Origin of the sequence: Hymenobacter crusticola, assembly GCF_002154225.1 — a bacterium.
GTDB lineage: Bacteria > Bacteroidota > Bacteroidia > Cytophagales > Hymenobacteraceae > Hymenobacter > Hymenobacter crusticola.
Genome location: NZ_MTSE01000001.1, coordinates 34648 through 47674, shown reverse-complemented (window position 1 = coordinate 47674; position 13027 = coordinate 34648). Strand labels below are relative to the sequence as shown.

General features: G+C 55.1%; 12 protein-coding genes. 5 read left to right on the top strand and 7 right to left on the bottom strand.

Translation table 11 applies throughout. The features are described from left to right. Window positions 1-148: 148 nt before the first annotated feature. Entirely contained in the window at window positions 149-1309 is a 1161-nt protein-coding gene (locus BXP70_RS00175; protein WP_143436318.1) for an esterase-like activity of phytase family protein, read from the bottom strand. A 264-nt stretch (window positions 1310-1573) separates the two neighbouring features. Here BXP70_RS00175 and BXP70_RS00170 point away from each other — a divergent pair, with 264 nt between their 5' ends. Then, window positions 1574-2713: a glycosyltransferase family 4 protein gene (locus BXP70_RS00170; protein ID WP_086592000.1), complete on the top strand. Its 1140-nt coding sequence runs from the start codon at window positions 1574-1576 to the stop codon at window positions 2711-2713. 60 nt (window positions 2714-2773) lie between these two features. Continuing rightward, window positions 2774-3316 (top strand): dTDP-4-dehydrorhamnose 3,5-epimerase, encoded by a 543-nt coding sequence (gene rfbC, locus BXP70_RS00165; protein ID WP_086591999.1) that lies wholly within the window; start codon window positions 2774-2776, stop codon window positions 3314-3316. A 78-nt stretch (window positions 3317-3394) separates the two neighbouring features. Here the strand turns inward: rfbC and BXP70_RS00160 are convergent, their stop codons facing one another. Further along, on the bottom strand, window positions 3395-4699 hold the full coding sequence (locus BXP70_RS00160; protein WP_086591998.1) for a UDP-N-acetylmuramoyl-tripeptide--D-alanyl-D-alanine ligase: 1305 nt from the start codon (window positions 4697-4699) through the stop codon (window positions 3395-3397). Between the two features lie 179 nt (window positions 4700-4878). Between BXP70_RS00160 and BXP70_RS00155 the strand changes: the two genes are divergently transcribed. Continuing rightward, the gene (locus tag BXP70_RS00155; protein ID WP_086591997.1) at window positions 4879-7137 is read left to right on the top strand and encodes a T9SS type A sorting domain-containing protein; all 2259 of its coding nucleotides are present in this window, start codon (window positions 4879-4881) and stop codon (window positions 7135-7137) included. 7 nt (window positions 7138-7144) lie between these two features. On the opposite strand, the gene BXP70_RS00150 is transcribed toward BXP70_RS00155, so the two are convergent. The 3 genes from BXP70_RS00150 to msrA all read right to left on the bottom strand — a co-directional run bounded on the left by BXP70_RS00150 (window position 7145) and on the right by msrA (window position 10029). Continuing rightward, window positions 7145-7927, bottom strand: a complete 783-nt coding sequence (locus BXP70_RS00150) for an amidohydrolase (RefSeq protein ID WP_086591996.1) — start codon at window positions 7925-7927, stop codon at window positions 7145-7147. Window positions 7928-8097: 170 nt separating this feature from the next. Continuing rightward, entirely contained in the window at window positions 8098-9270 is a 1173-nt protein-coding gene (locus tag BXP70_RS00145; protein WP_086591995.1) for a methionine aminotransferase, read from the bottom strand. 93 nt (window positions 9271-9363) lie between these two features. Then, entirely contained in the window at window positions 9364-10029 is a 666-nt protein-coding gene (msrA, locus tag BXP70_RS00140; RefSeq protein ID WP_086591994.1) for a peptide-methionine (S)-S-oxide reductase MsrA, read from the bottom strand. Between the two features lie 361 nt (window positions 10030-10390). Here msrA and BXP70_RS00135 point away from each other — a divergent pair, with 361 nt between their 5' ends. Then, entirely contained in the window at window positions 10391-10780 is a 390-nt protein-coding gene (locus tag BXP70_RS00135; protein WP_245849389.1) for a hypothetical protein, read from the top strand. A gap of 15 nt (window positions 10781-10795) precedes the next feature. Here BXP70_RS00135 and BXP70_RS00130 read toward each other — a convergent pair whose 3' ends face one another. After that, window positions 10796-11647, bottom strand: coding sequence for a YitT family protein (locus tag BXP70_RS00130; RefSeq protein WP_245849476.1), 852 nt, complete (start codon window positions 11645-11647; stop codon window positions 10796-10798). A 274-nt stretch (window positions 11648-11921) separates the two neighbouring features. On the opposite strand from BXP70_RS00130, the gene BXP70_RS00125 reads away from it, so the two are divergent. After that, a complete protein-coding gene (locus BXP70_RS00125; RefSeq protein ID WP_086591991.1) occupies window positions 11922-12344 on the top strand; it encodes a hypothetical protein in 423 nt (140 codons plus the stop codon). Between the two features lie 220 nt (window positions 12345-12564). Here BXP70_RS00125 and BXP70_RS00120 read toward each other — a convergent pair whose 3' ends face one another. Next, the gene (locus BXP70_RS00120) at window positions 12565-13026 is read right to left on the bottom strand and encodes an META domain-containing protein (protein WP_143436317.1); all 462 of its coding nucleotides are present in this window, start codon (window positions 13024-13026) and stop codon (window positions 12565-12567) included. Window position 13027 lies beyond the last annotated feature (1 nt).

The following is a 13027-nucleotide window of genomic DNA, read 5'->3' as shown; positions in this document are numbered from 1 at the left end:
GTGCGGATAACTCTTATGCACTTTCCTGTTTTGGCTGAGCTTGCTGGAAATAGAGAGCAGCCGCTAGGTGAAAAGCGAAGTAGATTGCCAACAAAAAAGGCTCCTCACGAGAGGAGCCTTTTCGGTAAGTACTCTGAAATGAGCTAGGTTACGGCATTACTTCAAACACCAAAAACTGCGAAATCTGGCTGTTGCTGAAGTTGTCGTCGGCCACCAGTACCAGGGAGCGGTGCCCGTTGGCGAGCTTCGGCCCGAAGGTGAAGCCCTCAATGTTATCAACCCGGTTGATGCCAGTGGTGGCTACGTCGAGCACGAGGCGCTTGCTGGCGGTGGTGTAGGAGGTGCCTTGCAGCGTCATGTTGGTCACGTCGGTAGCACCGGCTAGGTCGATTTCGTAGATCTTCACCGAGTAGTCGGGGGTGGCGCCCACGGCGTAGGAGCGCTCCATGGCGAGTAACTTGGTGTCAGACAGAGCCAGCACTTCGACCACGCCGTTTAAGCGGAACTGGTCGCCGGGGATGGGTGCTTTGTGCACGGCATTGAGACGATATGCGTACTGCGCAATGGGTTGGCGGGTGGCTTTGTCGTACTTAATAATACGGATGGGCGAGCCTTCCACGTTGAAATCGGCGCGCGGGCCATCCTCATACAACGGTTCTTCCGACGCCGTGAAGGTGTAGCGGCCATCTGGCGTGAACGACAAACCCTCGAACGAACCATTCGAGCGGGTGCCGTTTTCGGTGGCTTTGATCTGGAAGATAGGCGGCACCAGGTAATCGGCCACGAACGCGCCCTCGGTGGTCGACTCGCGCAGGAACGGGTTGGTCAGCACGGGCGGCGTCACGGTCACGTTGCGCACGCCTTCGCTCGTCCAAACGATGTGCTTGCTGGCTGCGTCGTAGCGGATGCCTTCGGGGTCGATGCTGTTGTAGCGGTCGGTGGCGGTGCTGGGGTAGTTGGTGCCATCGGGGCGCTTCAGCGTGGTCACCGAGTTGAACGTTACGCCCGTGAAGCTGCTCTTGTCGAAAGCTAGCTTGGCCGTGTAGTAGCGCACCGGCTGCAAAGCCGAAGCGTCGTCGCACATAATGTAATACGTGTCGTTGTCGGCGCGGTAGTCGATGCCCGAGAAGCCGCCGAGCGTGGTGCCGTTGTATTGCTGCTGGAAGGGCACGATCTTCTCGCCGATAAAGCGCAACGATTTTACTTTAATCGAGGTGTCGAGGTCGGGCAGGCTAACTTCTTCGCAGGCAGTTAGTAGGGGCGTGGCGCCGAGGGCAAGCGCCGCAGCAAGAGGGAAAAAACGCTTCATAGGGTTGGGGTTGAGGGTGAAAAAAGGTGTGATGCGCAACAAAGAAAAAGAATTGCTGGTGGCCCGACGCGTTATCAAACTATTACGCACCGGGCCACCTAGGCTAGGTGTGTTACGGCCGAGCTTGCTAGCGCTCCGAAGAGCCCCTGAAAGTTGTAAATGCGAAAGAAGCGGGATAAGGTAGCACTTATCCGGTATCTTATGCTAAATAGCTGAGATACTTTAATTAGCTTTTACCTTTGCGGCCCGAATAACTCGTGGTTCATGCGCGTCGCAATTGTTATTAATACCTCCTGGAACATCTGGAATTTCCGGCGGAGCTTGGTAAAAGCCCTGCAAGCGGCCGGGCATGAAGTGCTGGCCATTGCCCCACCCGACGACTATTCGGCCCGCCTCGAAACCGAGCTAGGTTGCCGCTACGTGCCGATTCGGATGGAGAACAAAGGCACCAACCCCGTAAAAGATGCCCAGCTCACCCGACGCTTCTACCAGGTGTACCGCCGCGAGCGGCCCGATGTAGTGTTGCAATACACCATTAAGCCCAACATCTACGGCACGTTGGCGGCGCGCATCGCCGGTATTCCGTGCGTGAATAATGTCTCGGGCCTGGGTACGGTGTTTCTGATTCAGAACTTGGTCAGCCGAGTGGCACTGGGGCTCTACCGCTTCGCGTTCAAGTTTCCGCACCGCGTGTTCTTTCAGAACGACGACGACCGGCAGCTGTTCTTGCAGCACCGCCTCGTGCGCCCCGAAATCACCGACCTACTGCCTGGTTCGGGTATCGACGTGCAGCGCTTTCAGCCGGCTACGGAGTTCAAGCGCCAGCAGCCGTTTACTTTCTTGATGATTGCGCGCGTGCTTTACGAGAAAGGCATTGAAGAATACTTCGAAGCGGCGCGGATCGTACGCGAGGCCATGCCCGGTACGCGCGTGCAGCTGCTCGGAGGTATCGACGAATCGGGCAACATTGGCGTGAAGCGGGTGGTGTTCGAACAGTGGCTGCAAGCTGGCAACATCGAATACCTAGGTACCTCCGACAACGTAGCCGAGCACATCGGCCGCGCCGACTGCGTGGTGTTGCCTTCTTACCGCGAAGGCACGCCCAAAACGCTGCTCGAAGCCGCCGCCATGGGCAAACCCATTGTAACCACCGACGTGCCCGGCTGCCGCGAAACCGTCATCGACCAATACAACGGCCTGCTCTGCCAAGTACGCAATGGCCCCGATCTAGCCGACAAAATGCTCCAAGTTCTGCGGCTCTCCGATCAGGCCCTGCATGCTATGGGACAGGCCAGCCGGCAGCTAGCTGTTGAGAAGTTCGATGAACGCATCGTGCTCGAAAAATACTTGCGCGTCGTGACCGAGGCCACCCAGGCGAGGCGTCGTGTCGCGCCTGGTACGTAACTTGGCGCCTCAATTGTTCGGGCTTGAGCTAGGTAGTTATAATCTGTAGTTATTATCTAAATGGAGTTCAAATACTTCGATATACCGGGCGTAGTAGAAGTGATGCCCCGTGTTTTTGGCGACGCACGTGGCGCATTCTTCGAATCATTCAGTGCCAAGCGCATGGAAGAAGCTGGCATCGTAGGCAACTGGGTGCAAGACAACCAGTCGCGCTCCGACCGAGGGGTGGTGCGTGGGCTGCACTTTCAGCGCCCGCCCCACGCCCAAGCCAAGCTCGTGCGCGTGGCGGCCGGTCGGGCACTCGATGTGATTGTAGATATACGCAAAGACTCGCCTACCTACGGCCAGCATCTAACCGTAGAGCTAGACGCCGCACGCTATAATATGCTCTACGTGCCCGTAGGCTTCGCACACGGCTTCACGGCACTGGAGGACAATACGTTATTTCTCTACAAGTGCACCGATTACTACGCACCTCAAGCGGAAGGTGGCCTCTTGTGGAACGACCCACAGCTCAACATTGCGTGGGGAGTAACGAACCCAACAGTTTCTCCCAAAGACCAAGTGTTGCCTACCCTAGCCGAGTTTGATAGCCCCTTTTAGCGAGTAACTGAGCAGCGGAGTAACTGAGTAGGTTATCGTTGAACAACTTACTCAGTTACTCCGCTGCTCAGTTACTCGCTACAGAAGCTCCGTGAGTGTTTCTAGGCCCATGCCACGAGAGCCTTTTATTAGTACTTGGCGGCCTTGCAACTGCTGTTGCTGCAACCAAGCGGTGGCTTCTCCTTTGGTAGGAAAATAATGGAAAGCGGAGCTAGCTTCGGCGGCGTGGCGCATTTCCTGACCACACAGCACGACCGTGTTGATGGGTAAACCGGCGAGTAGGACCCCTAGGGCTTGATGTTCGGCGGCGCTTTCGGAGCCTAGCTCAAACATGTCGCCTAAAATGGCCACCTTGTCTTCCGCGCGACCGGGCCGTTGTACAAAGCTGGCCAGCGCCGCTGCCATCGACGACGGGTTGGCGTTGTAGGCGTCGAGCACGAGGGTGTTGCGGCCAGTTTGGACTAGCTGCGAACGGTTGTTGGTAGGGGCATAACTCGCCAACGCTTCCGCAATATCGGCCACGGGAACCTCGAAGTGAGCACCTACTGCGGCCGCGGCCGCTAGGTTTGGAAAGTTATACACGCCTGTTATTTGCGCTTCTACCAGCGTGTTGTCGAACAGGAAAAGTGAAACAGTAGCCTCGTTATTCGTCACGAGCCGCGCCGGATAGGTGTCGCCTTGGTTAGGATATGTCACGCGCTTGGCTACTGGCGCACCGAGGCCGGGGAGCTTGGGGTCGGTGGTGTTGATGAACGCCGTGCCGTCGTGGGCAGCTAGGTATTGAAATAGCTCACTTTTGCCCTTGGCTACGCCTTCTTCGCCGCCGAAGCCTTCGAGGTGGGCTTTTCCAATATTGGTGATGAGGCCGTGCGTGGGTTCCGCAATACTGCTGAGCAACGCAATTTCACCCTGGTGGTTGGCGCCCATCTCCACAATAGCTAGCTCGTGCTCCTCAGGACGGATGCTGAGCAAAGTGAGGGGCACGCCGATGTGGTTGTTGAGGTTGCCGCGCGTGTACTGCACGCGGTAGCGGCGGCTCAGCACGGCATTTACCAATTCCTTCGTCGTGGTTTTGCCATTGGAACCCGTAATGGCCAGCACCGGAATGGTGAGCTGCCGCCGGTGATACTGCGCGAGTTGCTGCAGGGCTTCGAGCGGATCAGAGGCGTAGGTATAACGCGCCGGGTCGGTAGCGGCTAGGTCAGCGTCATCGACGACGGCGTGGCGGGCGCCTTTCGCCAGGGCCTGCGGGGCAAAGTCGCGGCCCCGAAAGCTAGGTCCGTTCAGGGCGAAGAACAACGTGCCCTCCTGGGCCTGCCGCGAATCGGTGCTGACGGCGGTACACTGCTGGTAGTGGGCGTAGAGCGCCGCTACATCTTTCATGGGAGAGTAACTAGAGAGTGACTGAGTGGTTGAGTGACTGAATAAGGTCGTTTATAGATCCACTCAGTCACTCTTAATAATAGCGTGAACCATTTAGTCGTTCCTACATTTATGAAGCTGAAGCAGATAGACAACTGTCTTTTTGCCATTTAACTACTGATGCATTCGCCCATCGCCTTATGCTGCAACGAATACTGATAATTCTGTTTCTGCTGCTCGGCCAGCACCTAGCTTTGCACGCCCAATCGGGGCAGCGGTTTGGCTGGCAGTACCAAGCGGCGGCAAAAGTAGTGCACGGCACCGACACCTTGCGCAACGCGTGGGCGGGGGGCTTCAATTCGCCGCAATTCTCCACCATCGACCTCAACGGCGACAACCAGCTCGACCTTTACGTATTCGACCGTATGTCGCAGCGCTCCGTTGCCTACCTCAACGTGGCGGCGGCTGGGGGCCGCGCTTGGAAGCTAGCTCCCGAATACGCGGCCATATTCCCGCCTGATCTGCAAGGGTGGGCGCTGCTGCGTGACTATGATTGTGACAACCGTCCCGATCTATTTGCTTGGGCCCCAGGGGGGAATATTCGCTTGTTTCGCAATGTGGCCGGGGCGGGCGGGCGACCTACCTTTCAGCTCGTCAACGACCAGCTTTCCTTTTTCAATACCACCAACAACAGTGGCAACATTATTACGGGAAGCGCCAACATGCCTGATATCCGCGACATCAATGGTGATGGTAAACTTGATATTATCACCTTCGACTGGATAGCTAGCTCCACCGTAGAGCTTTATCTGAACAATAGCGCCGCGTGCGGGGGACTCAGCTTTCGCCAGGAGACCTCAACGTGGGCGAATCTCTACGGCTGCACGGCTACATGCACCGAGTTTTTATTTGGGAATGTTTCGTGCCGGCCGGGGCAGGTGAACCACACCAGCGGCCGCAACTTGCTCGCCATCGACCTCGACGGCGACGGCGACCAGGACGTGCTAACCGGCCGCGACTACTGCACCGAACTGGTAAGCCTCACCAACCAGGGCACAGCGCTGCAAGCCACCATGTCGGCGAGCAGCGTGAACACCAATTTCCCGGCGGGCACCACGCCGGTGCGCATCACCAATTTTCCGGCTGCCTATTCCATCGACGTTACCTTCGATGGTCGCCCAGACCTAGTAGTGGCTCCTAACTTGTATGACAACCAGGATACTGTCGACTCGCGGCAGGCGGTGATGTTCTACGAGAATACGAGTACTAGCAACGCACCTAGCTTCGCTTTTCGGCAGTCCGACTTTTTGCAGCGCGACATGATTGAGGTGAGCGAAGGCGCAGCGCCCGCGCTGGGCGACCTCGACGGCGACGGACTCGTGGATATGCTGGTGGGCAGCACCAGCCGCGCCAATGCCAATGGCCGCTACCGTTCGTCACTATATTATTATCGCAACGTCGGCAGCCGTACCAAGCCAGTTTTCAAACTTCTGGACACCGACTACCTAGGTCTGTCGAGCCGCCGCTTTGCGGGGCTGAAGCCAGTGCTTGTCGATCTGAACCGGGATGGTGCCTTGGACCTAGCTTTTTCGACGGCGGTGCAAAATCAGAACAGCATCTATTACGTGCTGAACACGGCGCCGGCTGGGCAGCCCGCTGCCTTCAACGTGGGTGCCGCGGTAGCCATCACGGGCATCCCAAACCGTTTGTACGACGCGCCTTGCTTCACCGACGTGGATGGCGACGGCAACGTAGACCTATTACTGGGCACGAACATCAATACGACTGACTTTCCGGGCTATTCGTTGCGCTATTACCGCAACACGGGCAGCCAGCCGTTGAGTCAAGCGTTTGCACTGGTTAACAATGACTTTGGCCAAATTCGGACGTCGACCGGTACCCGACCCGTGAACCTGCATCCCACCGTAGCAGATGTTGATGCCGACGGCACGCCTGATCTGCTTACCGCCGATGCCTCAGGCGACTTGCATTTGTTTCCGAATTATCGAGCGCAAACAGGGTTGTTTACCGACCGCACGGATGTGCTGTACAACCCCGTTACGGCGCAGTATCAAGGGGTTCAACTTGGCTCCGGCCGTCTAGCCCCCGTAGCCGCCGATTTGAATGGGGACAATATCCCCGAGCTGCTAGTTGGGTTGGAAACGGGTGGTGTAGTGGCCATGGCGGCCCGCAGCACCGTGCTAGCTACCTCACCAGCTGCCGTAGCGGCGCTGGCCTTCAGCGTGTACCCTAACCCGGCTACCGCTACGGCTACCGTTGAGGCGGCTAAGCCCGTGCGCGTGGCCCTGCTCGACGTGACTGGCCGGACGGTGCGCGTAAGTGCTACGGCAGCCCGGCAGCATACTTTGGCGCTCGAAGGCTTAGCCGGAGGAGTATACATCGTGCGCTGCGAAACTACGGACGGGGTACTAGTCACCCAGCGGCTGGTAGTGCAGTAAGCGCCGACTAAGAAAGTGTGAATTCGTCTGCATCCTGCAAGGCAGGGAAGCGGGCCCGGAACGACTCTAAGTCAGCGCGCCGTAGCGTGCGTGTGATGCTAGTTTCTTGATTACCAACTTCCACCAGATACTCGCCGCGCATGTCTAGCAGGGCGGAGTCGCCGGTGTAGGAAATGCCATTGCCATCGGCGCCTACGCAGTTAACTCCCACTGTGTAGGCAATATTCTCAATGGCACGGGCCCGGAGCAAGGTCGTCCAGGCGGTGCGGCGTGCGGCTGGCCAGTTGGCTACGTACAGCAATAAGTCGTAAGGGTTACTAGCTAGGTTGCGGCTCCACACGGGAAAGCGCAAATCATAGCACACGAGCGGACAAATCCGCCAGCCGCGCCATTCTTCTATCATTCTATCGGTGCCGGGTTGGTAGGTATGATGTTCCCCGGCCATCGTGAACAAATGGCGTTTATTGTAATAGTTCAAGGAGCCATCGGGTCGTACCCACAACAGGCGGTTGTAGAAGCCGCCATCTTCGTCGCGAACTACCAAGCTACCCGTCACGACGGCATTGGTGGCGGCAGCCGTTTTGCGCAGCCACGCAACGCTAGGGCCATCCATTGTCTCGGCTACCGTTGGCGCTTCCATGGTAAAGCCCGTAGTGAACATTTCGGGCAGAATAATCAGATCAGTGGGGATAGATATCTGATCGATGTAGCGGCCAAACTCGGCAAGGTTAGCAGCCGAATCATGCCATTGTAAAGACTTCTGAATGAATGAGACGGTGAAATCAGACATTATAGAGCAAATAGGCGGACGAATTAGCTGGAAATATCAAACGAAAAATTGATAAAAAAAAGAGAAATAATGCAAGATTTTAGCATTAATTCAGATACTCTTGTTTTGGTCTGATTATTAGTAATATACAAAAATTATTTCTTGGTTGATCCTAATGCAAATAGGATCATTTACTGTAGAGTATCCCCGAACCTTTGTAGCCTCTCGGCAGCAGATAGCAGGGTTTCCTCGCGTTTAGCGAAGCAAAAACGCACCAACCCCTGATTCTGGGTGTGGTGATAGAAAGCGGAAACCGGTACAACCGCAACACCTGCTTCTCGGGTAAGGCGCTGAGCAAATGTATAATCGTCTGCCGACGAAAGCCGGTCATAGCGTGCTACCTGAAAATAGGCGCCCGGTGTGGGTAGTAAGTCAAACCCCGTGGAACGCATCAAGTCCGCAAACAGGTCGCGTTTGTGCTGGTAAAAGGCTGGTAGCGTCTGGTAATGGGTGGCATCACCTAACACATCAGCCAAGGCATGTTGGGTGGGTGTGCTAACGCTGAACGTGAGAAACTGGTGAATGCGCCGTAGCTCAGCCGTAAGGGCAGGCGGGGCAATGCAATAGCCCACCTTCCAGCCCGTTGCGTGGTACGTTTTGCCAAAAGACGATAGCACAAATGCCCGCTCGGCAAGCTCAGGCTGCTGGAGCACACTGTGGTGCTGCTGCCCATCGTACACCATGTGCTCGTACACTTCGTCGCTCAGTACCAGGGTGGGCGTGGGGCGTAGCAGTTCGGCTAGCTGCGCTAGGTCGGCCGGCGTGAGCACGGCCCCGGTCGGATTATGCGGCGAATTCAGCATAATTAGCCGGGTGCTAGGCGAAAGGGCTGCCGCTACTTCGTTCCAATCGGGCCGAAAAGTAGGTGCGCGCAACGATACGTATACCGGGATGCCGCCCTGCAACCGGATGGCCGGTCCGTAAAGGTCATAAGCCGGCTCTAGCACTATCACTTCGTCTCCGGGGCGCACCACAGCGGCCAGCACGGCGTACAGGGCCTCGGTGGCGCCGCTCGTGACGGTGATTTCGGTCACTGGGTCTGGAGCGGGCACGTGATAGTGCTGCGCTGTTTTCTCACTGATCAGCTCCCGCAAGCGGAGCAAGCCCGGCATAGGGGCATATTGTTGGTGCCCGTTGGTTTGTGCGTGTCGGGCCAAGGCTTCCGTTAGCGCTTGCGGCGGATCATAATCCGGGAAGCCCTGAGCTAGGTTGATGGCGCCACACTCCTGGGCTAGCTGCGTCATCACGGTGAAAATACTGGTGCCTACATCGGGCAACTTGGAGACGAGCGGCGGCAAGGGCATAATACGGTGAAATAAAGCTAGGTAGCAACAACGCGAAGGTAGCGCCGAGACAAATGCTCCGCGCTACCTTCGCGTTGTTGCTACTTAGCAAGCTTACAACGGATTTTTGAGCTTGTCTTTAAAGGCTTTCTGAAATTTCTCCACTTTGGGCTCCGATACCGCCTGGATATACGACTGATTCGGATGCAGTCGGTAGAAGCCTTGGTGGTAGTCTTCAGCGGGCCAAAACTGCTTGAAGGGCGCTACCTGCGTCACGACAGGCTCTGGGTAGTGCTTCGAGGCATTCACGCGTTTGATGGCCGCCTCAATTTCCTGCTTTTCCTGGGGCGTGCGGTAGAAAGCCACTGAGCGGTACTGCGGACCTTGGTCGGGGCCTTGGCGATTTAGCTCCGTGGGGTCGTGAGCACCTAGGAAGAAGACGTCGAGCAAAGTTTGGTAGCTGATCTGCTTGGGGTCGTAGTACACTTGCACCGATTCGGCGTGCCCGGTATTTTCGCTCCCTACTTGCTCATAGCTAGGGTGTGCTACCGTGCCGCCTGCGTAGCCTGAAACGGCTGCACGCACGCCGCGCAATTCTTCAAACGTCTCTTCGCAACTCCAGAAACACCCGCCAGCAAAAGTAGCAACCGCCAACCCCTGCAGTTCTTTCGGAGCTGGGCCAGCCGTCGAGCGTACTACACTTTGAGCGTCGGAAGTATTCTGGGAACAGCCAGCGGCTACAAGCAGCAAGCTTAACAAGTATAATTTCAATTTGGCCATGGGAAGAAGTACGTGGGCAGGGATGTACGAAACAGCGTAGTAAACGGTCGGGGCGAGGCTACAAAAAGTAGACAGGCTGCTACCACTTGCCACAGGTGCTAACCTAGCACTGCTGATGTACTTCTGGAAACACCAAAAGGAGTTAAAAAATTTTCAAAATCGTTCTTTTGATTTTCAATGCGTTAGCCTTTGGGTGAGCAATCGAAAGAACGCCACCAATGCAAAACGATGCATCCTATTCTGCGCGCTTACGTAAGGCGTTCAACTTATTGACAACAAATTCGCTTCCCGGCAATACCGCCAATCTTACTATTGTTATACTGTCCTGTGTTTCTCACACACCTTTGCGTTTAGTATGTTTTTGCGTTCATTACTTCAAAGCCCAACTATTGAGATCAGCTTCGATCACAGAAACGATTGGTTATACGCGGAGTGGATCGGTGACCAAGATTTTGATAGTGTACAACAAGGCTGCTTGCAGATGCTCGACCTTATGAAGGCGGAGCGCTGCCATAAGGTGTTAAATGACAACCGCTTGGTAACAAGCATGTGGTCAGATGCGGCAGAGTGGGGCGGCCACGTGTGGTTTCCGGCCATGAAGGGCGCGGGCCTAGAATACTTTGCCTGGGTATACTCGCCCAACGTGTTCAGCCGCCTCTCTACCGACCTGACCTTACAACACACCACCCAGCCCGTCGTGCTGACGTTCGATAATATCGACACGGCCAAGGCGTGGCTGTTGCAGATGTAGCCACGCCTTAGAAGGCTAATGCAAGGGGCGCTTCTTTACCAAGCCGCCCTTAGTGTCGCGGACGCTGTGCATAACTACAAAGGCTTGCTGATCAATCTTTTCTATTTCATCGACCAGCTGGGTAACTTCCAGACGAGTAGTGACGGTAAAGATGATGTCCAGCGTATCCAACTGGTCGCCGTGTGAGCCGTAGCCCCGCTTGCCCACGTAGAGGGTAGCTCCGCGACCTAGCTTCTCGGTAATCATCTTCCGGATGGATTCGCTTTTCGGCGAGATAATCGTGACGCCTGTGTACTCCTCAATACCTTCAATGATGAAATCCATCGTTTTAGCAGCGGCGAGATAAGCTAGGATGGAGTACAACGCCGTCTCGATAGAAAGCAACAAAGCTGCTACACCAAAGATCAGGATATTGATAACCAGTACAATATCCCCGATGGATAGTGGAGTCTTCTTGCTGATGTACACGCCTAGAATCTCGGTGCCGTCGAGCACGGCGCCACCGCGAATCGTGAGGCCAATACCAGCACCAAGAAAGAAACCTCCAAACACAGCACTGAGCAGCTTATCAGAGGTTAGCACCGGAAAGTGACTGACAAGCAGCACCAATGCTAGGCCAGCGATAGTTAGCAGGGTGCGAAATGCAAAGGCCCGACTGATCTGAAAATAGCCCAGCACCACAAACGGGATGTTGAACACGATCAGCAACAGGGACAACGGCAGCTTGGTTAGTTGCAGGGTAAGCAGGGAGATGCCTGTCACACCACCATCAATAAAATCATTAGGCAACAGAAAGCTTTCCAATCCGAGTGCTGCCGAAAATATGCCTGCTACAATGAAGCAGAGCTGGAGGAATTGCCGGCGCAACCAGGATTTGCGCTCATGAGGACCCAGAGGATCTTGGCTGGTAAGAGAAGCGGAGATAGGTAGCTTGTTTTGACTCAACAGGGTAGTAGGTTAGGATTAGTGTAAGAAACAAATGGGTGTGCGGGGGAAAGTTCACCTTAATAAGGACGCTTTTTCTTGCTGATGGGTTTGAGATGCGACCAAAGTAGTGGTAGTATAGAAACATGGTAGGCCAAGCAGTAGGCACCTTTATTGTAAAAACTATATAAGTTTTGTGCAATACATCTGCTCTCTTATGTGTCTGCTTTCTATACACACCGAATCGTATTTGACACTCTCCCTGGATTGCGACAACAATTGGTTGTACGCCGAGTGGCAAGAAGTCCAAACACCACAGACGGTTGAGGCTGGCTGCCAGCTTATACTGCGCTACATTCAGCAGGAGAAGTGCTGCAAACTGCTAAACGACAATACCTGCGTGCTAGGTGCGTGGAGCGTTGTTAATCAGTGGGTTAACAATAGATTTTTTGATAACTTAGCCATGGCAGGCGTGCGTAAGCTAGCTTGGGTCCATTCGGCGAATTGCTTCAGCCGCTACACAACCGACTGCATACTACAACAGGTAAATAGTCTGGTCACGGCCTCGTTCAACGACCTGCCGGGAGCCTTCCTTTGGCTGCAGCAAAGCCAAATGGCGAGCTATATGCGGGCTTCATGAGGCGCTTAGATTTGTCCCATTTTGCAACAATTCTTCCCTTTATGCAAAGAAAGTTGGCTGGGACTTCCAATTTTCAAGGGATGGTAACCGCTGGTTGATAAAAAATATTCGTCTCAAGCCTTTTAGTTTGACAGCTATTGGTGGGCGTAACTCAATAAAAAAGGCGGGACTCTGAGTCCGCGCCTTGGAGGATGCCTAGCTATAATGCTACTCTGAGCAACTACTGAATAGCCTCGAAAGTAGCCCGTGGGGTAGCCCCTTCCTTATCGAAGAGGCTAAGCGTGGCGCCTTCTATTTTGTAGTGTGTGCTTTGTTCGAGGGCCGTCAAATAGCGCAGCTCCACATTCATCGTGGTGTCATCACACTTGAGCAACGTGGTAATGACCTTAGCTAGGGCTAGCAGACGAGTAGAAAAGCTATGAGTAAAGGTTCCGACGTAGCCTCGGCCAGCCAGTTGCTTGCGCGCGCCGCCGTCGGTGGAACGCAGCAGATGAGTCGTAGCATCGTCTACCTGTAACGATGTCGGTACGGTGAGCCCATCGAGTGTGCGCAGTTCCCAATGGTGCTCCAGCGATGCGCTAGGCGCAGCCGGAAAAGCTGACTCTGCCTTCGGACTGTAGCTACTTAACAGCAAGCCCAGCGAGAGGAATAAGCAGGAGAATAAGCGAAAGTATATAGGCATG

Excerpts from the sequence above, each read along its gene's own strand:
- BXP70_RS00160 (WP_086591998.1), bottom strand. The coding sequence starts at position 4,699 with ATGAAAGATGTAGCGGCGCTCTACGCCCACTACCAGCAGTGTACCGCC.
- BXP70_RS00125 (WP_086591991.1), top strand. The coding sequence starts at position 11,922 with ATGTGTCTGCTTTCTATACACACCGAATCGTATTTGACACTCTCCCTG.
- BXP70_RS00145 (WP_086591995.1), bottom strand. The coding sequence starts at position 9,270 with ATGCCCTTGCCGCCGCTCGTCTCCAAGTTGCCCGATGTAGGCACCAGT.
- BXP70_RS00170 (WP_086592000.1), top strand. The coding sequence starts at position 1,574 with ATGCGCGTCGCAATTGTTATTAATACCTCCTGGAACATCTGGAATTTC.
- rfbC (WP_086591999.1), top strand. The coding sequence starts at position 2,774 with ATGGAGTTCAAATACTTCGATATACCGGGCGTAGTAGAAGTGATGCCC.
- msrA (WP_086591994.1), bottom strand. The coding sequence starts at position 10,029 with ATGGCCAAATTGAAATTATACTTGTTAAGCTTGCTGCTTGTAGCCGCT.
- BXP70_RS00175 (WP_143436318.1), bottom strand. The coding sequence starts at position 1,309 with ATGAAGCGTTTTTTCCCTCTTGCTGCGGCGCTTGCCCTCGGCGCCACG.
- BXP70_RS00150 (WP_086591996.1), bottom strand. The coding sequence starts at position 7,927 with ATGTCTGATTTCACCGTCTCATTCATTCAGAAGTCTTTACAATGGCAT.
- BXP70_RS00155 (WP_086591997.1), top strand. The coding sequence starts at position 4,879 with ATGCTGCAACGAATACTGATAATTCTGTTTCTGCTGCTCGGCCAGCAC.
- BXP70_RS00120 (WP_143436317.1), bottom strand. The coding sequence starts at position 13,026 with ATGCCTATATACTTTCGCTTATTCTCCTGCTTATTCCTCTCGCTGGGC.